Source organism: Altererythrobacter sp. C41, assembly GCF_016803135.1.
GTDB lineage: Bacteria > Pseudomonadota > Alphaproteobacteria > Sphingomonadales > Sphingomonadaceae > Pelagerythrobacter.
The window spans coordinates 584,919-605,913 of sequence record NZ_JAEVFE010000002.1; the positions used below are offsets into that span (position 1 = coordinate 584,919).

At 66.5% G+C, this 20,995-nt stretch carries 14 protein-coding genes; 5 read left to right on the forward strand and 9 right to left on the reverse strand.

Features of this window, described 5'->3' with window-relative positions; all coding sequences use genetic code 11:
* Positions 1-48 precede the first annotated feature (48 nt).
* Genes JNO53_RS06725 through JNO53_RS06735 form a run of 3 tightly spaced genes read right to left on the reverse strand, consistent with a single transcriptional unit; the run spans position 49 to position 3,936 of the window.
* A complete protein-coding gene (locus JNO53_RS06725) occupies positions 49-987 on the reverse strand; it encodes an alpha/beta hydrolase (RefSeq protein ID WP_203108917.1) in 939 nt (312 codons plus the stop codon).
* On the reverse strand, positions 977-1,915 hold the full coding sequence (locus tag JNO53_RS06730) for an alpha/beta hydrolase-fold protein (RefSeq protein WP_203108919.1): 939 nt from the start codon (positions 1,913-1,915) through the stop codon (positions 977-979). The genes JNO53_RS06725 and JNO53_RS06730 overlap by 11 nt, the downstream gene beginning before the upstream one ends.
* Positions 1,912-3,936, reverse strand: a complete 2,025-nt coding sequence (locus JNO53_RS06735; RefSeq protein ID WP_203108921.1) for a glycoside hydrolase family 97 protein — start codon at positions 3,934-3,936, stop codon at positions 1,912-1,914. The genes JNO53_RS06730 and JNO53_RS06735 overlap by 4 nt, the downstream gene beginning before the upstream one ends.
* Before the next feature lie 89 nt (positions 3,937-4,025).
* On the opposite strand from JNO53_RS06735, the gene JNO53_RS06740 reads away from it, so the two are divergent.
* Positions 4,026-5,039, forward strand: coding sequence for a LacI family DNA-binding transcriptional regulator (locus JNO53_RS06740; RefSeq protein WP_203108923.1), 1,014 nt, complete (start codon positions 4,026-4,028; stop codon positions 5,037-5,039).
* Between the two features lie 8 nt (positions 5,040-5,047).
* On the opposite strand, the gene JNO53_RS06745 is transcribed toward JNO53_RS06740, so the two are convergent.
* Together JNO53_RS06745 and JNO53_RS06750 are read right to left on the reverse strand one after the other, a co-directional pair.
* Entirely contained in the window at positions 5,048-6,685 is a 1,638-nt protein-coding gene (locus JNO53_RS06745) for an alpha-glucosidase family protein (RefSeq protein WP_203108925.1), read from the reverse strand.
* Positions 6,682-8,490, reverse strand: coding sequence for an alpha-amylase family glycosyl hydrolase (locus tag JNO53_RS06750; protein ID WP_238401674.1), 1,809 nt, complete (start codon positions 8,488-8,490; stop codon positions 6,682-6,684). Before JNO53_RS06750 ends, JNO53_RS06745 begins: the two co-directional genes overlap by 4 nt.
* A gap of 419 nt (positions 8,491-8,909) precedes the next feature.
* On the opposite strand from JNO53_RS06750, the gene JNO53_RS06755 reads away from it, so the two are divergent.
* The 4 genes from JNO53_RS06755 (at position 8,910) to JNO53_RS06770 (ending at position 15,320) form a co-directional block, all read left to right on the forward strand.
* On the forward strand, positions 8,910-11,663 hold the full coding sequence (locus tag JNO53_RS06755) for a TonB-dependent receptor (RefSeq protein WP_238401675.1): 2,754 nt from the start codon (positions 8,910-8,912) through the stop codon (positions 11,661-11,663).
* Between the two features lie 113 nt (positions 11,664-11,776).
* A complete protein-coding gene (locus JNO53_RS06760; protein WP_203108927.1) occupies positions 11,777-13,279 on the forward strand; it encodes an MFS transporter in 1,503 nt (500 codons plus the stop codon).
* A gap of 96 nt (positions 13,280-13,375) precedes the next feature.
* A complete protein-coding gene (locus JNO53_RS06765; protein ID WP_203108929.1) occupies positions 13,376-14,503 on the forward strand; it encodes an alcohol dehydrogenase catalytic domain-containing protein in 1,128 nt (375 codons plus the stop codon).
* Entirely contained in the window at positions 14,496-15,320 is an 825-nt protein-coding gene (locus tag JNO53_RS06770) for an alpha/beta hydrolase (protein ID WP_203108931.1), read from the forward strand. The genes JNO53_RS06765 and JNO53_RS06770 overlap by 8 nt, the downstream gene beginning before the upstream one ends.
* Positions 15,321-15,370: 50 nt before the next feature.
* On the opposite strand, the gene JNO53_RS06775 is transcribed toward JNO53_RS06770, so the two are convergent.
* The 4 genes from JNO53_RS06775 to JNO53_RS06790 all read right to left on the reverse strand — a co-directional run bounded on the left by JNO53_RS06775 (position 15,371) and on the right by JNO53_RS06790 (position 20,924).
* The gene (locus JNO53_RS06775) at positions 15,371-16,963 is read right to left on the reverse strand and encodes a carboxylesterase/lipase family protein (RefSeq protein WP_203108933.1); all 1,593 of its coding nucleotides are present in this window, start codon (positions 16,961-16,963) and stop codon (positions 15,371-15,373) included.
* The gene (locus JNO53_RS06780; protein WP_203108935.1) at positions 16,960-18,264 is read right to left on the reverse strand and encodes a PA domain-containing protein; all 1,305 of its coding nucleotides are present in this window, start codon (positions 18,262-18,264) and stop codon (positions 16,960-16,962) included. Before JNO53_RS06780 ends, JNO53_RS06775 begins: the two co-directional genes overlap by 4 nt.
* Positions 18,257-19,924 (reverse strand): MFS transporter, encoded by a 1,668-nt coding sequence (locus JNO53_RS06785; protein ID WP_203108937.1) that lies wholly within the window; start codon positions 19,922-19,924, stop codon positions 18,257-18,259. Before JNO53_RS06785 ends, JNO53_RS06780 begins: the two co-directional genes overlap by 8 nt.
* 97 nt (positions 19,925-20,021) lie before the next feature.
* Positions 20,022-20,924, reverse strand: a complete 903-nt coding sequence (locus JNO53_RS06790; RefSeq protein ID WP_203108939.1) for an SDR family NAD(P)-dependent oxidoreductase — start codon at positions 20,922-20,924, stop codon at positions 20,022-20,024.
* Positions 20,925-20,995: the final 71 nt, after the last annotated feature.

Genomic DNA, 20,995 nt, shown 5'->3' on the forward strand with positions numbered 1-20,995 from the left:
CCCTCTTCCGCGCGGAAGAGGGTTCGCGCGCCGCTGCCTAAGCCGTGATTACTCGCGCCCGGCCCCCGGTCCGAGCAGGAAGGCCAGCGGCAGGTGCACGCGCTCGCGCCAGGCGCTTTCGTCGTGCGGGGCGCCGGGAAAGGACTCGGTCCTCCAGTTGCGCCCGCGCTCGTATCCGCCGGCTGCGACGACCTGGTCGATCCTGAGCTGGTACGGCTCGTAGAGCGCGTCGATCGTCGCAGAGCCGTAATCGAACCACAGGCGATGATTCTCCGGCGCGGGGAGGGCGGTGCGGAGCCAGTTCTCGAAAGTCGCGATGACCGCTTCCCGCTCGGCCGCCGGGCGCGGTTCGACAGGCCAGCTCAGGAACAGCGGCCAGTGCGTCGAGACCATCGCCGCGCCGCCGTAGATCTCGGGATATTCGCTGATCGCGTAGAGCGAGATCAGGCCGCCCATGCTCGATCCGGCGACGAAGGTGTCATCGCGGCCGGTGAGTGTGCGGAAGTTCGCGTCCACCCAGGGCTTTAGCTCCTCGACCAGGAACCGGAGATAGCGGTCCGAGACGGGCTTTCCCTTGTAGAGTTCGGCCAGCTCGTCCTCGTAAGGGGGCGGAAGCGCCGCGAAGACCTCGGCCGGCATGTATTCGAGAAGACGCCTGGGCGTGTTCCATACGCCGACGACGATCGCAGGCCGCGCCTCGCCGGTGGCCACGAGCGCCGCGAGCGCCTCGTCGACGCCCCATTCGCCCTTGTCGCCCACGATCGTCGGATCGAACAGGTTCTGCCCGTCGTGCATGTACAGCACGGGGTAGCGATCGCTCGCGCCATCGTACCCGTCGGGCAACCAGATGGTGACGCCGCGCGGTTCGACATGCGCGGATGGGAAGGCGTCGTAGCGGATCAGGCGGCCCGGCCCTTCGGCGGACGCAGCGGCGCCCGTCAGCAATAAGGCGCAGGCAATCAGCAAGCGAACGAGACTATTCGGCATTCGCCTCTCCCTTCGGCGGCAGCAGGAAGGCGAGGGGGATATGCACCCGTTCCCGCCAGGCGTCTTCGTTGTGCGGCTTGCCGGGGAACGTGCGGCCAAGCCAGTCGCCGCCGCGATGCCAGCCGCGTCGTTCCAGCACCTGCTCCACGCGGGCCTGATAGGCGGCATAGTTGCGCTCATCGAGCTCGCTGCCGGCATCGAGGTAGAGGCGGCGGCCGTCCGGCTCCGGCAACGACGCTTCCAGCCAGGCGAGAAAGGACGCGGCAACCGGCTTCACGTCGTCATAGAGTTCGTCGCCGTCCGCCGGCTTCATGGTCGGCCAGTGGGTTGAAACCGCGCCGGCCGCTCCGAAGACCTCGGGATATTCCGCGAGGGCGTAGAGCGAGACGATGGCGCCCATGCTGGAACCCATGATCGCCGTGTTTTCCGCATCCGGGGCCGTGTTGTAGTTGCGGTCGATGAAGGGCTTCAGCTCCTCGACGATGAACTTCAGATACTCGTCAGACAGCGGCGTGCCGTAGAGCGCCTCGACCCGCGCGCGGTAATGCTCGGGCAGGCGGTCGAACGCCTTGGCAGGCACGTACTCGGCAAGTCGCCTGGGCGTGTTCCAGATGCCGACCACGATCGTGCGCCGCATCCTGCCTTCGGCCATCAGGCGGGCGGCGGCCTCGTCGACGCCCCATTCCTTGTTGCCGAAGCCGGTCGCGGGATCGAACAGGTTCTGGCCGTCGTGCATGTAGAGCACGGCGTAGGGATCCCCTTGCGGATCGTAATCCGGCGGAAGCCAGACGCTGACATTGCGCAGCTCGACATGGCGCGAGGGGAAGTTCCGGTATTGATCGAGCCTGCCTGGCCCCCACGCCGCGGCTTGAGCGGAAGCGGGAAGGCAGCCCAGGACCGCGAGAATGAGGGCGAGAAGCGCCCTCACTTCGCGTCGGCGACGAAGCGGATCGCCTGTCCGCCGCCCGATGCGAGCCGCAGCGTCAGGACATCGCCTGCACCGACCTCGCGTTCCTCGATGACGATGTCGTGGCCGTTGGTCTTCCAGTCGGCGTCGGGGCCGTCGCGGTAGATCTGCGCGGTGTAGGTGCGGCCGGGTTCGAGGAAGTCGAGCTTGACCTGCAACTCGCGCGGCTCCTCGTTGGTGACGGCGCCGAGATACCAGTCCTCGCTGTTCCGGTCCTTGCGAGCGAAAGTGACGTAGTCGCCGATTTCGCCGTTGAGCACACGGCTGTCCGCCCAGTCGACCGGCACGTCCTCGATGAACTGGAACGCCGCCATGTGCTTCTCGTAATTCTCGGGCAGGTCGGCCGCCATCTGGATCGGGCTGTAGACGACCACGTAGAGCGCGAGTTGGCGGGCGATGGTCGACTGCAACTTCTGGCCGCGGCCCTGGAGGCTGAGGATGCCGGGGGTGTAGTCCATCGGCCCCGGCAGCATGCGGGTGAAGACCAGCTCGGGCACGTGCGCGGGGTCGTTCGGCGGGTCGCCCCAGGCGTTGTATTCCATGCCCCGTGCACCCTCGCGCGAAACCCAGTTGGGGTAAGTGCGGCGGAGGCCCGTATCCTTGATCGGCTCGTGCGGGTTGACCGCGATATGCCGCTCGGCGGCTTCCTTGACCACTTTCAGGTGGTGGTTCGACAGCAGTTGCCCGTCGTGCCACTCGAAGCGGATCTCGCCGTCCGGGCCGAGTGCCTGGATGCCGCCCGTATCGGCGACATAGCCGGTCTTCACCGAGTCGATGCCGAGCCGCGCGTAGAGGTCGAGCGCATCCTCGAGCTGGCTTTCGTAGTTGGCGACGTGGCCCGAGGTCTCGTGATGGCCGATCAGCCGGACACCCTTCTGGCGGGCGTAGGCGGCCAGCTCCTCGATATCGAAATCGGGATAGGGCTTGGTGAAGCTGAACACCGCGCCGTTGTTGTACCAGTCGCCGTCCCAGCCCTGGTTCCAGCCTTCCACGAGCACGCCGCGAAAGCCGTGCTCGGCAGCGAAGTCGATGTAGCGCTTGACGTTCGCGGTGTTGGCGCCGTGCTTGGGGCCCGAGCCCCAGGTCTCGGTCTCGAGATGCATGCCCCACCAGACGCCGACGTACTTGTAGGGCTCGACCCAGGAGACGTCGCCCAGCTTGTTCGGCTCGTTGAGGTTGAGGATCAGGTCGGATTCGGCGAGGCCGCCGGCCGTCTCGGAAATCTGGATCGTCCGCCATGGCGTGTGGAAGGGTGCGGCGCGGCTGACCTTCGCGCCCCTGGACGAGGGGGCGAGTTCGGCGCGGAAGCGGCGGTCTTCGACGCGCCGGAACCACATGGAGGAGTAGTCGACCAGCGCCGCCTCGTGGAACGAGACATGCAGCCCGTCCGCGGTGCGGATCGTGATCGGCGTATGCGCCTGCGTCACCTCGTTCAGGGGCGTCTCGTGGTAGAGATATTCGTAGCGGTTCCATTCGCCCGCCGGGATCCACCAGGCCGTGCCCGGGCTTGCGATCACGAATTCGGTCAGCTCCTCGGCGATATTGACGGTCCCGAGCGAGGCCTGCTCGGGGAATTCGTAGCGGAAGCCGACACCGTCGTCATAGACCCGGAAGACCACGTCCACGCTGCGCTGGGCGTGCGACCGCTCGGTCAGGCGGACGCGCAGCTCGTTGTAATGATTGCGGACGAAGCGGCGTTCGCCCCACGGCTGCTCCCAGGTCTCGTCGAAAGTGCGCGTCCAGGTGCCGACGAGCTTGAAGTAGCGGTCGAGCTTCTTGGCGTCGGTGAAGAGGAAGCCGAGCCGCGATGGCTCGATCACCGCGTCGCCGTCGCGCTCCACCGAGTAGGTGGCGTGGCCGGCCGGGTTGATGTCGATCTCCACGGTCAGCACCTCGCCCGGCGAACTGACTTCGGCCACGACCTCGGCATAGGCGGGCGCGGCAGAAAGGAAGGCGACGAGGGCAATCAGGCGTCCAAACATGGCTCGGCTCCCTGCAAAATCCGGGTTGCAAAATCCGCGCGACGCTGCGCAATTCGGCTTATGAAAATGTTTGTGGCAAAATTTGCATAATGGCCGGACGCAGCACGAGGCTGGAGGATATCGCCAAGCTGGCAGGGGTGTCGATCTCCACCGCCAGCCGGGCCCTCAACGACAGCCCTTCGGTCAATGCGCGCACCAAGCAGCTCATCTGGAAGCTGGCGCGCGAGCATGACTACCCGTTCCGCCGCTACATGCCGGCGGGTCCGATCGGCGCGAACGGCACGATCGCCATCATCATCCCGCGCCCGCAGGGGCGGGAGGGGCAGATCGACGATCCGTTCTTCCTCGAGCTCTTCGCAGGCGTCAGCGACGCCGCCCGTGCTCGCGGCTGCGACGTGCTGGTCAGCCATTTCACGCCGACCAGTTTCGACGATCTGTCGAAAGCGATGAATACCAGCCGTGCCGACGGTGCGGTGTTCCTCGGTCAGAGCACGCTCCACCACTCGCTGAACCGGCTGATGGAGCGGGACGGGCGCTTCGTCGTCTGGGGCGCCATGCTTCCGGACCAGCAGTACTGCTCCGTCGGCAGCGACAACCTGGTGGGCGGCCGCCGCGCCACGATGCACCTGATCCGTCTCGGCCGCCGGCGCATCGTCTTTCTCGGCGACAGCGAGGCGCCCGAAGTCACGCAGCGGCTGCGCGGTTATCTCGAGGCTCTCGACCAGGCCGGGCTGCCGCAGGACCGGGCGCTCATGGTGCCTGCCCATTTCACGGTCGAATCGTCCGAGGCGACCGTCGATGCCCTGATCAGCCGCGGGCTCGACTTCGATGGCATAGTCGCCGCGAGCGACCTGATCGCGCTGGGGGCGATACGCGCGCTCCAGCGGGCGGGACGCGACGTGCCCGGCGACGTGTCGGTCGTCGGTTACGACGACGTGCCGTTCGCCCGTTACAGCCGCCCGGCACTCACCACCGTGTCGCAGGACACCGCGCGCGCGGGCCGCCTGCTCGTGTCCAAACTGCTCGATTCGAGCAGCGTCGGCGACATGCGGTCGGAACGCATGCCGACCGATCTGATCGTGCGGGAATCCTGCGGCGGCTGACGCGCCGGTCATGCCACCCGCTGCGCGACCAGGCCGGAGAGCGGCGGCATCGCTCCATCGGCCTCGCCGCCCACGCGTTCGATGACATGCCAGCCGTCGGGCAGGGTCCATTGCACGGGCTCGTCGGCGAGGTTGAAGACGCAGAGTAGGCGCTCGTTGTCGTCGCCGCGCTCGAAGGCGAGCAAGGGACGCGGAACCGCGACCGGCCGGAAATCTCCCGTCTTCAGGGCGGTGTGGCGCTTGCGGAACGCCACCAGGCGGCGCGTGAGGTTGAGGACCGAGTCCGCCCGCGCTTCCTGCCGGTCTACCGCCAGGGCCATGTGCTCCGGGTCGACCGGAAGCCACGGCTCCACGGATGAAAAGCCTGCGTGCAGCGCGTCGCCGGTCCAGGGCATCGGAGTGCGGGCGCCATCGCGGCCCTGGCCGTTCGGCCAGTTGGCGATCGCTTCGGGATCCTGCAGCCGCTCGAAGGGCACTTCGGCCTGGGGCAGGCCCAGCTCCTCGCCCTGATAGAGGAACACGTTTCCCCGCAGGGTCAACAACAGCAGGAGCAGCAGGCGAGCAAGGGCATCGCGATCCCGTGCGGCGAGCCAGCGGGACACGCCGCGGGGGGCGTCGTGGTTGGAGAACGCCCAGCTCGGCCACCCCTCGCCATCTTCGCCCGGCCAGAGACCGATCGTTCGCTCGATCAGTTCGGGCGTCAGCGCCTTCTCGTAGAGGAAGTTGAAACCGTAGGCGCTGTTGAGCCGGTCGCCTCCTTGCGTGAACAGCTTCATCTCCCGGTCCGCCTGCTCGCCGCCCACTTCGGCCACCGTGAACAGGTCGGCGCCGTAACCGTCGATGACCTTGCGCAGCCGGGTCAGGAACTTCGGGATGCCGGGATGCGACTGGTTATGGAAATGATGCTGCCGGTCGAAGGGGCGCGCCCGCTCGGGCGCGTTCTTGACCGGCGGATTGTCGGTCAGCGCGGGGTCGTGCATCAGGAAGTTCAGCGCGTCGAGCCGGAACCCGTCGACCCCGCGATCCAGCCAGAAACGGGCCGTCTGAAGCAGGGCTGCCTGGACCTCGGGATTGTGCACGTTGAGGTCCGGCTGTGACGGCAGGAAGTTGTGCAGATAGTACTGCCCGCGCCGTTCGTCCCAGGTCCAGCTCGATCCGTGGAAGACCGACTGCCAGTTGTTGGGCGGCGAACCGTCCGCCTTCGCTTCGGCCCAGACGTACCAGTCCGCCTTGGGATTGTCGCGGCTGGACCGGCTCTCGGCGAACCAGGCATGCTGGTCCGAAGTATGGCAGTAGACCTGATCGACCAGCACCTTGAGCCCGAGCTCGTGAGCGCGGGCGAGCATCCGGTCGAAATCGGCGAGCGTCCCGAAGATCGGATCGACACCGCAATAGTCGGCGATGTCGTAGCCGAAATCCTTCATCGGCGAGGTGAAGAACGGCGAGAGCCAGATCGCGTCTATGCCGAGGGAGGCGATGTGCTCCAGCCGTTCGGTGATACCGGGCAGATCGCCGATCCCGTCGCCGTTCGAATCCGCGAAGCTGCGCGGGTAGATCTGGTAGACGACCGCGCCTTTCCACCATGGATTGGCCTCGGCCGTCGCGGGCGCCACGGCATCCAGAACCTGCTGCTGTCCGCCGATCATCGTGCGGCCTCCGACTTGCAGACGAGGTATTCGAGCGGCGCGAGCTCCACGCGGTAGCTGCCTGGCGCAGTCGCGGCCGCGGCGCACTGGCCGTGCAGCGAGGTCCAGGCGAGCGAGCCCGTGTCCACCTGCACCTGCGCGGTGATCGGCTTGGTGCTGGTGTTGAACACGGCCAGCGTCTCACCCGGCGTGCCGGGGATACGGCGGGAGAAGGCGAAAAGACCGGGCTCGTCGCCATAAGCGCGAACGATCTGATCGCCCGAACGCAGCGCCGGATCGGAGCCGCGCACTTTCGCCATGCCGGCTATGGCTTCGTAGAGCGGGTGACGCATGTCGAAATTCGCCTCGGCCGTCGTGGCATCGGTGCCGACGAGATCGTTGTCGTTGTAAGTCGCGACCCGGCTCGGGAACATGTCGGCACGCGCGTCCTGATCGCCGCCATCGCCGACGAAGCCCTGTTCGTCGCCATAATAGATCACCGGCACCCCGCGCGAGAAGAACATCATCGCGTGGCCGAGGATCACGCGCTTCAGCACTTCCTCGTCGCTGGCGCCGGGATGCGCCTCGCGCACGAAGCGCGCGAAACGGCCCATGTCGTGATTGCCGAGGAAAGTCGGCAGGCGCTTCGCCGCATCGACCCCGCCTTCATAGAGCGCGTCCGCCGCGAACAGCCGGGCGAGATTGGCGGTCGGCGCGCCTTTCGCCACCACGTCGGTCACGGTCCCTTGAAACGCGAAGTCGAGCACGCTGGGAAAGCCGTCGACCCGTGTGAAGCGGGCCAGCGCTCCGGGATCGCCGTCGTAGACTTCCCCGAAAATATGGAAGTTGGGAATGCCGCGTGCCTCCGCGCGCTCCAGCATAGCGGGTACGAAGGCCTGCCAGAATTCCGGGTTCACGTGCCGCGCGGTGTCGATGCGGAAGCCGTCGATGCCGAAATCGTCGATCCAGGTGCCGAAGATGTCGATGAAGCCCTGCACGACGCGCGGGTTTTCGGTGAAGAGATCGTCCAGCCCCGCGAAGTCGCCGAAGGTCGAACTTTCGCCGCTGAACGTCGTGTCGCCGCGGTTGTGGTAATAGATCGGGTCGTTGAGCCAGGCGGGGACCTTCACGTCCTCCTCGTCCGTGGGCACGTAGGGTGTGTAGGCGTAATCGGCGCTGGCGAGCCTGGCAAAATTCTCCGCCGTCTGGTCCTCGACGCCCGCGAAGCCCTGGTTGATCGGTTGGCCCTCGGCGTCGCCGCGCGTCGAATAGGGATAGTCCGCATGGCTGCGATAGGCGCAGTCGTTCTGCGGACATTCCCGGTACTTGATGACGTCGGCGGTGTGGTTGGTGATGATGTCGAGGTAGACCTTCATGCCCCGGGCATGGGCCGCGTCGACGAACCGCTTCATGTCCTCGCGCGTGCCGAAATGCGGGTCGACCTGCGTGAAATCGGTGATCCAGTAGCCGTGGTAGCCGGAGGATTCGTTGCCGGGTGAGCCCTGGACCGGCTTGTTCTTGTAGATCGGGCCGAGCCAGATGGCCGTCGCGCCGAGCGACTGGATGTAGTCCAGCCGCTCCGTCAGCCCGGCGAGATCGCCGCCGTGGTAGAAGCCCTTGTGAGCCGGGTCGAAACCGTGGTCGAGCCGTCCGCCGGCAATGCCGCCGCGGTCGTTCGTTTCATCGCCGTTTGCGAAGCGATCGGGCAGGACGAAGTAGACGACTTCCTCTTCGGGAGCGCGGTCGCGAAAAGGCTCGGCCGCCAGGGGTGACGCGGCGAGCGCCGCCAGTCCGGCGCTGAACATCAGCCTCTGAATCGACCCCATTTTTCGCCCTCTCCATCGTCCGTGCATGTTGCCTAAAGGGAACAACATCTCTCTTTTGCAAATGTTTGCAGAGCCGGGGCGGCGCGTCAAGCATCTCGTTGGGCGCTTCCGAAATTTTCATAAATAGATGATATTAAGTGAAAATTTCTTACTCGGCTTTCGCAGATATACGCCGTCATGCAGCACGCGGAAATTTTTGACTTGCGCCGATGTCACAAATTTGCACTAATTTGTGAAACCGGAACGCGCGCAAAAACGAGTGCGCGGTTCCGGATGTAAGAAAAGCCCGGCCGGAAGCGGGCATTGGAGACGAGGCAGCCCATTTCTCACCCTTGTGCGCCGGTTCGGCGCGGAGTGGCCGTCTGGAGGCAAAGACCGCGCGGGTGGGGTGCCCGGCCGGTATTGGAGGGGTAGGTAAAATGACGAATTTCATCGACATGCGGAAGCTGTTGCTGGGCGGCACGGCCATGTTCGCCTTGGCAGCCGGTGCCGCTCCGGCTTTCGCGCAGGATCAAGCTGCCGCCGAGCAGCAGGGCGAGCAGGCCGACGAGCAGGCCGCAGGTGATGTCATCGTCGTCTCCGGCTATCGGGCCGCGCTGGCCGAATCGATCGAGACCAAGCGCGAGATGGACGTCATCGTCGAATCGATCTCCGCGGAGGACATCGGCAAGCTCCCCGACAACAGCATCGCCGAGGCCATCGCCCGCCTTCCGGGCCTCACCGCGCAGCGCATCGACGGCCGCGCTCAGGCGATCAGCATTCGCGGCCTTGCGCCGGACTTCTCGACCACACTGCTCAACGGGCGGGAACAGGTCACGACCGGAGACAACCGCGGCATCGAATTCGATCAGTACCCGTCCGAGCTGATCGGGCGCGTCGACGTCTACAAGACCCCCCATTCCGGCCTGATCGGACAGGGCCTGTCGGGCACGGTCGACCTGCGCACCATCCGCCCGCTCGAATACGGGCGGCGAGCGCTCAGCGTCAGCGCGCGGGGCGAGAAGGTTTCGCTGGGTGAGCTGAATTCCGGCTCCACCGACACCGGCTATCGCGTCAGCGGGACCTATATCGACCAATTCGCCAACGATACGATCGGCGTCATGCTTGGCGCCGCCCACATGGTCTCGCCGAGCCAGATCGAGCGTTACAACAGCTGGGGCTATCCGACCGTCAGCGACGGCGGTCCGCTCGTCATCGGGGGCTCCAAGCCCTACGTGCAATCGAACGAGCTCACCCGCACGGGCGTGATCGGCTCGATCGAATTCCAGCCGAGCAGCAACTTCAACACGCGCATCGATGCGTACTACTCGAAGTTCAAGGACGATCAGATCCTGCGCGGGATCGAGCTTCCGCTCCTCTGGGGCGGCCTCGCGCTGCAGCCGGGCTATACGGTCGAGGACGGTCTGGTCACCCAAGGCACCTTCGCCGGCGCCAAAGGCATCGTCCGCAACGATGCGAACAGGCGCGACTCCGATCTCTACTCGCTCGGCTGGAGCGCGGAATACGAAACCGGCCGGTGGACACTGGTCGGAGACGTCAGCTACTCGCGCGTCGACCGCAAGGACACGATCGTGGAAAGCTACGCCGGCACGTCGCGCGGTGCCGGTAGCGGTCCGTACGACACGATCGGCTTCACCTTCGACCCCGAGGGCTTCTACCGGTTCGATACGGATCTCGACTACAGCGATCCCGGCCTGATCCAGCTCACCAGCCCGCAAGGCTGGGGCGCCGACATCGTTCCCGGCGGCCAGGACGGCTACCTCAACATGCCGAGCATCAAGGACGAGATCACCGCCTTCCGCGGCAGCGCCAATTACGCACTCGGCGGCGGCATCGACAGCATCGAGGTCGGCGCCAACTTCACGATGCGCTCCAAGAGCTACACGCCCGACGAGTTCTTCCTGAGCCTTGCGGCCAACGTCGCCGATCCGGATCACAACACCAGCGTTCCCATCCCGCAGGATGCGCTGCTCGATCCGACCGAGCTCGCCTATCTCGGCATTCCGGGAATGGTCGCCTACGACCCGATCAAGCTGATCGACAGCGGCATCTACGACCTGATCCGCAACACCAACAACGACGTCGGCGTCAAAGGCTGGTCGGTCAACGAGGACGTGCTGACGGGCTGGGTGAAGGCGAACATCGACCAGCCGGTCGGCGATAACGGCTCGCTTACCGGCAATATCGGGCTGCAGGTCGTCTACACCGACCAGAGCTCGGAAGGTTTCGCGAACGGCAACATCGCGGTGAACGAAGGCTCGAAGTACACCGAGCTCCTGCCGAGCATGAACCTCTCGTTCCGCTTCGACGATTCGAACGTGCTCCGCTTCGGCCTCGCCCGTACCCTCGCGCGGCCGCGGATGGAGCAGATGAAGGCCTCGTTCAACTTCGGCACGAACGACGCGTTCTACAACTCGACCGACCCGACCAACTCTTTCTTCAGCGGCGGCGGCGGCAACCCCAATGTGCGGCCGTGGATCGCGGATTCGGTCGACGTCTCGTACGAGCACTATTTCAGCCCCGAGGCCTATGTCGCCGTGGCGGGCTTCTACAAGTACCTCGAAACCTACATCTACAACCAGAACATCCTCTACGACTTCACCGGCTTCGACTACACGCCGCCGCCGGGCGAAGGGCCGGAGCCGGGCACGTTCCTCGGCCGCGTGAACGCGCCGGCCAACGGATCGGGCGGCACCATCTATGGCCTCGAGCTTTCGGGGACCCTGCCGTTCAATCTGTTCACCGGGGCTCTCGACGGCTTCGGGGTGGTGGGCAGCTATTCCTATACGGAAAGCAGCATCCAGCCTGATCCGAACAACCCGTCGCAGCCGCTGCCGGGCCTGTCGAAGCACGTGGCCAACGGAACGGTCTACTTCGAGAAGAGCGGCTTCTCCGCCCGCGCCAGCGTGCGGCACCGCTCCAAGTTCCTGGCGGAAGTGGTCGGTTTCGGCGTGTCGCGTGTGAACCGCACGGCCAAGGGCGAGACGATCGTCGATGCCCAGATCGGCTACGAATTCCAGGACGGGCCGCTGGAGGGTCTCGGCATTCTGCTGCAGGGCCAGAACCTGACGGACGAACCGTTCATCACCTATGAGAACGGCGACCTGCGCCGGGTGATCGACTATCAACGCTACGGCCGCCGCTATCTGCTCGGCCTGAGCTACAAGTTCTGACCGTGGCCTTCGCTGCGATCTGAAGCGACTATCGGAAAGGGCGGTGCGAGAGCGCCGCTCTTTTCCTATGGATTGTCCGATCCGGAATGCCGGGCGGTTTTGAGGAGGCAAGGATGGACAAGCCGAAGCTCGGCTTCTGGCAGCTCTGGAATATCTCGTTCGGCTTCTTCGGAATCCAGATCGGCTTTGCGCTGCAGGGCGCCAACGTCAGCCGGATATTCCAGACCCTCGGCGCCTCGATCGACGACCTGCCGATCCTGTGGATCGCGGGGCCGGTCACCGGCCTCCTCGTCCAGCCCGTGGTCGGCTATCTCAGCGACCGCACCTGGACCCGGCTCGGCCGCCGCCGGCCTTATTTCCTCGCGGGGGCGATCCTCAGTACGGTCGCCCTGTTCTGGTTCCCGCATGCCGGCATGTTGTGGATGGCGGCGGGCCTTCTGTGGCTGCTCGATGCGTCGATCAATATCTCGATGGAGCCGTTCCGGGCCTTTGTGGGGGACATGCTCGGGAGAGCCCAGCGCACCGCCGGTTATGCCTTCCAGACCGTGTTCATCGGCGCCGGCGCGGTCGTCGCCTCGGTCGCGCCGATCGTCATCACGCAGTATCTTGGCGTGGCCAACACGGCGCCCGAAGGAGTGATCCCGCCCTCGGTCCGCTACGCTTTCTACGCCGGCGGCGCGGCCCTTTTCCTCGCCGTCCTCTGGACCGTGGTTTCGACCAGGGAATATTCGCCCGACGAACTGGAGCGTCAGGGCGGCTACCAGCGCATCAGCGGCCCCGTGGGCCATGACGATCTCACCGTGCCGAAGGGCGGCGTCTGGTGGCTGCTCGCGGGCGTTCTGGTTTTCGGACTGGTGGCCTGGTTCGACCTCGACAATCCGCTTTACATTCTCGGCGGCGGCCTCGCCGCGTTCGGCCTCGCGCAGATCGTCAGCGCTGCCCGGGTCAGGCGCCGCGCGAGGGTGGGGGCGCTGTCGGAGATACTGAGCGATCTTCACTCGATGTCGCCGGTGATGAAGCGGCTTGCGCTGGTCCAGTTCTTCTCCTGGTTCGCTCTCTTCATCATGTGGATCTACGCGACGCCCGTGGTGACGCAGCACCAGTTCGGCGCGCCCGACCCGACCAGCCAGGCTTACAACGACGGGGCCGACTGGGTGGGTGTGCTGTTCGCGGTCTACAACGGCGTTGCCGCCCTCTACGCGTTCGTGCTGCCCTGGATCGCCGCGCGCATCGGACGGCCGGCGACGCACATGGTGAACCTCGCCGCCGGCGCGGCGGGCTATCTCTCGTTCCTGTTCATCAGCGATCCGGAGCTGCTGATCGTCTCGATGATCGGCGTCGGGATCGCCTGGGCATCGATCCTGACCATGCCCTACGCGATCCTGTGCGACGCGCTGCCGCAGAACAAGCTCGGCATCTACATGGGGCTGTTCAACATCTTCATCGTGCTGCCGCAGCTCCTCGTCTCGACCGTCATGGGCAGCGTATCGAGCACGTTCTTTCCCGGAGCACCCGTCTGGTCGATGTCGATCGCCGCCGCGTTCATGCTGGCCGCGGCTGTCGTTGCCGCCGGTCTGCCGCGGCAGACGGAACCGCACGACGGTGTGTCGGCGTAGCCGCAGCAGCCAAGTTCGGCCGGTGACAGTTTTCCGCCGCCATCGCGACAGGGTGCACGACTGACGGCCGCAACCGCACCGGCTAGTCTTCGCCCCATGTCGACACCGCCACCGCCTTCGCCGCGCACGGCCCTCGCTGCGATTGCGGACGGGGCGGGCGCATTCGTGATCGAACCGGTCGAAGTTCGCGCGCCAGCGGCGGGCGAGGTGCGGGTGCGGCTGAAGGCGGCGGGCGTTTGCCATACCGATCATGCGTCGCTGCATTGGCCCGGCCCGCTGGTCATGGGTCACGAAGGCGCGGGCGTGATCGAGGCGGTGGGCGAGGCCGTGACCGAAATCGCGGTCGGCCAGCCGGTCCTGCTCAACTGGGCGATCCCCTGCGGGCGCTGCGCGCAATGCGCCCGCGGCAACGCGCCGCTCTGCGAACGGACGCTGGCGCGCGACGCGTCGCTGGGAACGAGTGCCGCCGGCCCCCGCCACACCCTCTGGAACGGGCGGGCGATCGAACGCTCGTTCAACCTCGGCACCTTTGCCGAATACACGCTCGTCCGGCCCGAAGCGCTGACCCCGCTACCGTCGGATCTGCCGCTGGCGCAGGCCTGCATTCTCGGCTGCGGCGTGATGACGGGCGTGGGATCGGCGATCAACATTGCCGAAGTGCAGCCGGGCGAGAGCGTCGCCGTGATCGGCTGCGGCGGCGTCGGTCTCAGCGTTATCCAGGGCGCGCGCCTGGCCGGCGCCGGGCGGATCATCGCGGTCGATCTCCATCAGGCGAAACTCGACCGCGCGATGGAACTCGGCGCCACCGACTGCATCGCCGCCTCGCGCGACGATGCCGACCATCGAGCGCTGATCGAGGCGGTGCTCGCCCTGACCGGAGGACGCGGTGCCGACCATGCTTTCGAGGCGACCGGGCAGGCCGCCCTTTCGTTCCTGCCGCTGCGCCTGGCCCGCGATGGCGGCAACGCGCTGCAGCTCAGCGGTTCGCACGGAGAGGTCACGGTTCCCATGCCGTGGTTCCAGTGGAACAAGCGCTATCTCACGCCGCTCTACGGAGGTTGCATTCCGGACCGCGATTTCCCGCGGTTGATCGACTGGGCACTGTCCGGAGCGCTAGAGCTCGCATCGATGGTCGATGCCACCTATCGCCTAGACGAGCTGGGAGCGGCGCTGGACGATATGCTCGCCGGCCGAACCACGAAGGGAGTCGTGCTGTTTGACTGAGCGGCCGGTTTTTCGAACGATCGAGTGTTCCGATCCCGCCCTGACGGAGCCGGGCCTCACCTTCACGACCGTCTCCAGTCCGGCGCTCGGGCATCGCGCGGACGTCACCTTCTACGCGCCGCCCGGCTCGGAGGACGCAGCGGATCTGCCGATCGTCCTCCTGCTCCACGGCGTCTACGGCTCGCACTGGGCATGGGCGTTCAAGGGCGCGGCGCATCGCACCCTGGCGGAGCTGGTCGCCGCCGGGGACGTGCCGCCGATGGTGCTCGCCATGCCTTCCGACGGCCTGTGGCGCGACGGATCGGGCTATGTCCCGCACCGCGGCCGGGATTTCGAGCACTGGATAGTGGACGAGGTTCCGCTGGTCGCCCGACTGGCGGTGCCCGCCTGCGGCGAAAACTCGCCGCTGCTGATCGCAGGGCTCAGCATGGGCGGCTTCGCGGCGCTTCGCCTTCTCGGTAAGTATCCCGATCGCTTCCGCGCCGCGTCGGCGCATTCCGCGATCACCGAGGTCAGCCAGCTCGACGCTCTCGTAACGCCCGGATCGCGCCGGGACTGGAGCACGGCCGCGGCGGACACCAGCGTTCTCGCCGCCCTTCGCAGCGCGTCGGCACCGCTGCCGCCATTCCGCTTCGACTGCGGGCGGGACGACGATCTCCTCGCTGCCAATCGCGCCCTGCACGAGGCGCTGGATGTTGCCGGCATCGCGCACGACTACGCCGAGCACGAAGGCGGCCACGACTGGCCCTACTGGCGCCGCCATCTGGCGGACACGCTGCTGTTCTTCGGCGAGGTGCTTCGCGGGTCGAAAGCCTGACGCGGCAGGCGCTCGTCACCGTCGTTTCGGCGAGACACCGACCCCAGCGCTCAGAAACCATTGCCGATCCGCGCGCTTGCGGCGCTGAACGATCTTCTCGTGCAGTTCGAACATGCCGGGCAGCGGGTCGGTACCCGGATGCGCACCGTGATCGAAGCGCATGTAGGCCTCCCCGTCGCCGTAACGGGCCACACCGGTCCGTGATCGCTTCGCGGGGTTCCGGTGGCGGCGAAGGAAATCCAGTAATCCATCATGGTCTGCGACAATGCCTCGTCCGCTGGCTCGGTTGGAACCAGCCAGTTGGGCGGCAGATTCTCGCGCCGGAGCCGTCCGAACACGAAGGGCAACTCGCCGGCGTGGAATGCGCACAAGTCTCGCGCGCGCGCTGCGGGATAGCAGTGATCGAAGACGAAGAAGTAGGCGTTCTGCCCCGCCGCCGTCTGTTTGCGGACGATGCGTTCTGTCGCCCAGCCGTAAATCCCGTCGCGGGCGGTCGCCAGCATCGACCGGTCTATCCGGTCTGATGGATAGAGCTTGAGGAACGCCGCCGCGAGATCGCCGTGCACCGCATTCGCCGCGCTCTCGTAGGCCTCGGCGCTTGCCGGGGCAGGCGGCAGGAGCGCGCGTTGAGCCCGCACCTCGCCGCTGTTGATCCCGGCGAGGATCGGCACTTTCGCCTGCGTCCCCCGATCGAAGGCATCGATGATCTGCATGGGCAGCACCTCGCCGTCGATAGTGCCTTGCGGAGAGAAACCCGCCTGCGTCGCGCGGTCGACGAGTTGCTGAGCATCCATCGCGCGGGCAGCCGGAAGATCGCGCAGGCCCAGGTCGTCGAGTAGTCGCTCACCGGTCGTCTCGGCCGAAGGCATGCCGAACGCGGTTTCCGCCAACGCTGGGAACGCCCGTGCATTGGCGCTCTGCACGATGGCCTTGTCGAACAGGCCGCCGGCGAGGGGCGAGACGAGCAAGTAGCTCACGCTGAGTGCGCCGGCGGACTCACCCATCACCGTGACGTTGTCGGGGTCGCCGCCGAAGGCCGCGACGTTCGCTTGGACCCAGCGGAGAGCGGCGATCTGATCGAGCAGACCGTAGTTGCCCGACACACCAGCGGAAGATTCGGCGTTGAGGGCGGGATGGGCCATCCACCCCAGCGCGCCGAGCCGGTAGTTGAGCGACACGAACACCGCGCCGCGCCGGGCGAAATTCGCGCCATTGTACATCGGTGAGGCGCTGCTGCCAATGCGCAGCGAACCGCCGTGAATCCAGACGATCACGGGAGCCTTTTGCGCTCTCTCGGGCGCCCAGACGTTGAGCGTCAGGCAGTCTTCGGAGGTTCGGGGGAAGGCCTCGTAGTAGAGGCTGGAGGACGGCAGCGCCGGCTGCGTGCATGCCGGACCAAACTCCGCAGCGCTGCGTATTCCGCTCCAGCTCGGAGCAGGGCCGGGCGGCTTCCATCGCCGTGTGCCCACCGGCGGCGCTGCATACGGAATGCCGCGATAGACTACGAGTGCGCCCTCGAGCGTGCCGGCAAGGCTCCCCTGTTCGATCGCCACTTGCGGCGCGCCGGTTTCGTTCGACCCCGCAAACCCGCTCGCAGGGAGCAGGGCGAGCAACAGCGCCAGCAGCAGACGATGCGCCTTCATCGCACCGCAGCGGCCAGCAGGTCGCGGAAGGCCAGCGCCGTCTGCGCCACGGCGTCGGCCGAGACGCATCGTTCGTCATCCTCCGCCACATGGTGATAGCGGTGGACGCCGAATACGCCGGCGACCGGGCCATAGCCCGCCGCAACGATGTTCGAGAGTTCGCCCGCGGTGATCTGATTGGTCGAGTAAGGCGCTTCGAGCCCCGCAAGGCCGGCGAACTGCTTCCGAGCCGGAGCGACGAGCTCGGGGCTGACTGCGAGGAAGCGCTGCGAATCCGTGCCTGGGAGCGGCTTGCTCGTCCCGACCGTGTCGTGCCAGTCGCGCGCAGCCAGATTGGCGCCGAGGTGCAGCCAGAACGCGGTCTCCTTCGGGCGCGGCGCGACGCGGTGGATCAGCTCTTCCGCCCCGAGGAAGAGGTATTCGTGGCCGCTGTTGCAGACGAAGGCGAGATCGTGGTGCGGAAGGGCCCTGGCCGCCCAGCGCGCGATGTGCAGCCAGGTCGCGATCCCGCCGCCGCGCTCGCCAGCGCAGGTGAACCAGCCCGAGCGGGGAGTCGATACCACCATCCACTTCCCGCGGCCGCGATCGAGCCGTCCGACGAGGTTGAATGCCTCGCGCCGTCCCCCTCGGCCTGTGAGCGTCAGGCGTGCCGCGCGCCCCTCCGCGGCGGCGGCGAAGAACGGCGCAGCCTCTTCAGGAGCGAGCAGAGCAACGGGGCCGTCATAAAGAGGCTTCCGCCCGTCGGTGTTGAGCGCGATCACTTTGCCGGTCGGACCATTGGTGACGATCACGCAGGCCGCCGCACCACCAGCAAAGGCCGCGTCGACCGGCGTCTTGACCCCCGGCCAGTTCATCGCCGACCAGCGGCCGAAGGGCAGATCGACCAGTGCGATCGCCCCTTCTAGCGGCCGCGCCGCGCGGCCCGCGGCATCGACCCTGACGAGGGGTCCCGAGAGCCCTTCGGCGGGCGTGGTGCGCGCGATCGGCTGGGGCCACACCGTTGTGCGGGCATCACCGGCCGTCAGATCGGCCGCTTCCGCCTCGAACCAGGGAACCGAGAATGTCTGCCGCTGCGTTGCGAAGCCGCTGGCGGCCAGTTCCCGCTCCAGCCATTCGCCGCAGGCGATGTCGCCGGCCCCGCCGGACTGCTTGTTGCCGAAACCGATATAGCGCGCGAGATCGTCCGTCACGGTCGCAGTGGGCGTACCGTCCGGCCTCGCAAGCGCAGGCGCTGCGGCGAGCAGTGGTGCCGCGCCCGAAGCGGCGAGAAACGCGCGGCGGGTGGCGGGCAAGCTAGTCATCGATGTCCCGGCGGAAGGTCTCGGGCAGGAACAGGATGCCGATCACGGCGGTCATGGCGCACACCAGCACCGGGTACCACAGCCCGTAGTAGATATCGCCGGTGGCGGCGACCATCGCGAAGGCGGTGGTAGGCAGGAAGCCGCCGAACCATCCGTTGCCGATGTGATAAGGGAGCGACATCGACGTGTAGCGGACGCGGCTGGGGAACAACTCGACCAGCATCGCGGCGAGTGGGGCATAGGCTGCGGTCACCATCAGCATGATCGCGAGGATGATCGCGACCACGAGCGGACGGTTGACCTTGGCCGGGTCGGCCTCGCGCGGATAGCCGGCCGCAAGCAGTTCGGCGCCGATGCGCTGCTCGAAGGTTCCGATCGCGGTCTTCAAGTCTGCGCCTGCCAACGTATCAGGATCGGGAGCAGCAACCACCGTATCACCGATGCGGACCTGTGCGGTCGCGCCGGCCGATGCCTCGACATTGTCGTAGTTGATGCCGTTCTTCGCCAGATAGGCCTTGGCTATGTCGCAGCTGGTCTTGTCGAAAGTGTTGTTGCCGACCGGATCGAACTGGAACGAGCACTTGTCTTCGTGCGCCACGACGGTCACCGGCGCATTACGTACGGCGTCGGCGAGATCGGGATTTGCCGCGTGAGTCAGCGCCTTGAACAGCGGGAAGAACGTCAGCACCGCGAGCACGCAGGCGGTCATGATGATCTTCTTGCGCCCGATCTTGTCGCTCAACCAGCCGAAGAAGACGAAGGTAGGCGTTGCCAGGATCAGCGCGATGACCAGCAGTACGTTGGAGGTCGCCGGATCGACGTCGGCGATCCGCTCGAGGTAGAACAGCGTGTAGAACTGGCCCGTATAGCCGATCACCCCCTGCCCGGCGGCTGCGCCGAACAGCGCGAGGAGCACGTACTTGAGGTTACCCCAGCGCGCGAAGGCCTCAGTCAGCGGGGCTTTGGAAGTCTTCCCCTCGTCCTTCATCTTCTGGAACACCGGGCTCTCGGCGAGTTGCAGGCGGATCCACAGCGAGATCGCGAGCAGGAAGATCGACAGCAGGAACGGGATGCGCCAGCCCCAGTCGGCAAAGGCGTCCTCGCCCATCAGCGCGCGCAGGCCGATCACCAGCAGGAGCGCGGCGAACAGGCCGATCGTCGCCGTGGTCTGGATGAAGCTGGTGAAGAACCCGCGTTTCCCTTTCGGCGCGTGCTCGGCAACGTATGTTGCCGCGCCGCCGTACTCGCCGCCCACGGCGAGGCCCTGAAGCAGCCGAAGGAAGACGAGGAGAACCGGCGCCGCGACGCCGATCGCGGCGTAGCTGGGCAGCAGGCCGACCGTGAAGGTCGAGAGGCCCATGAGCACCATGGTGACGAGGAAGGTATTCTTGCGCCCGACGAGGTCGCCGATCCGCCCGAACACGATCGAACCGAGCGGGCGGATCGCGAAGCCCGCGGCGAAGGCGGCGAGCGCGAGGATGAAGGCGGTCGTCTGATTGACGCCGGAGAAGAACTGCGCCGAGATATAGCTCGCGAGCAGGCCGTAGAGGTAGAAGTCGAACCACTCGAACATCGTGCCGAGCGAGGATGCGACGATGACCTTCACCTCGCTCTGCTTGATGTCCCGTCCCGCCGCGGCGGACGTGCCCTGCGCACTCATACGATCCTCTCCTCCGTCCAGTGCCTGGCGGGTGTCGCCCGCTCTTCCGGCAATCCGTCTGCCGCGGGGTGCGCCGAGCGGCCCCGCAGCGGTTCTTCTAGTGCGCCGCGACGGCCTTGCCGCCGCACCCCGCGCTGGCGATCTCGCGCTCTGCCTGGGTAAAGCCATAGGCCGGCACGATCTCTCCGGCGCGGTCGGCGATGCGATCCCATTCGGCTGAAACGCGCGCCGCTGCGCCGTCTACAGCGCCGACGTGGACCCCCGCCGTGAGGGTGACATTCGCCGCAGCGAAGTGACCCGCGCCCGCGCACAGTATTGCGCGGGTCGGGGCGTCGTCGCCCACGAGATGGATAAGGCCGGGGCTCACCAGGGCCGGATCGAGGCAGGCGAGCGCGTCTTCCGACAGAACTCCGCCGGTCATCTGCGTCGCAGCCGTCGGCGCGAGGCAGTTGACCCGAATGCCGTATTTCTCGCCCTCGATCGCGAGAGTCTGCATCAGTCCGACCAGCGCCATCTTGGCCGCGCCGTAGTTGGCTTGGCCGAAGTTGCCGTAAAGCCCGGATGAGGACGTGGTCATGACGATCCGGCCGTGCTTTTGCGCCCGCATCGTTTCCCATGCCGCTTTGGTGCAGATCGCGGCGCCCATCAGGTGAACGTCCACCACCAGGCGGAAATCGTCGAGCTCCATCTTGGCGAAGCTGCGGTCGCGCAGGATGCCGGCGTTATTGACCAGAATATCGATGCGGCCCCAGCGGTCGAGCGTGCCCGTCATCATTGCCGCGACCGCGGCCTCGTCCGTCACCGAGCCGGCGAACGCGACGGCTTCGCCACCCGCGTCGCGAATTTCCTGGGCCACGGCATCGGCAGTCTCGCGGCCGAGATCGTTGACGACGACTTTCGCGCCGTGACGGGCGAGTTCGAGCGCATGGCAGCGGCCGAGCCCGCCGCCCGATCCGGTGACGATGGCGACGCGGCCCTGCAACTTTGCTCCGGTGGTCAACGCGTTCTCCTCCCCCTCTTGTTAACTCTCTCGCGAGTTAATAACGCGGTCGTGCTTCCGTTGGAAGTCTT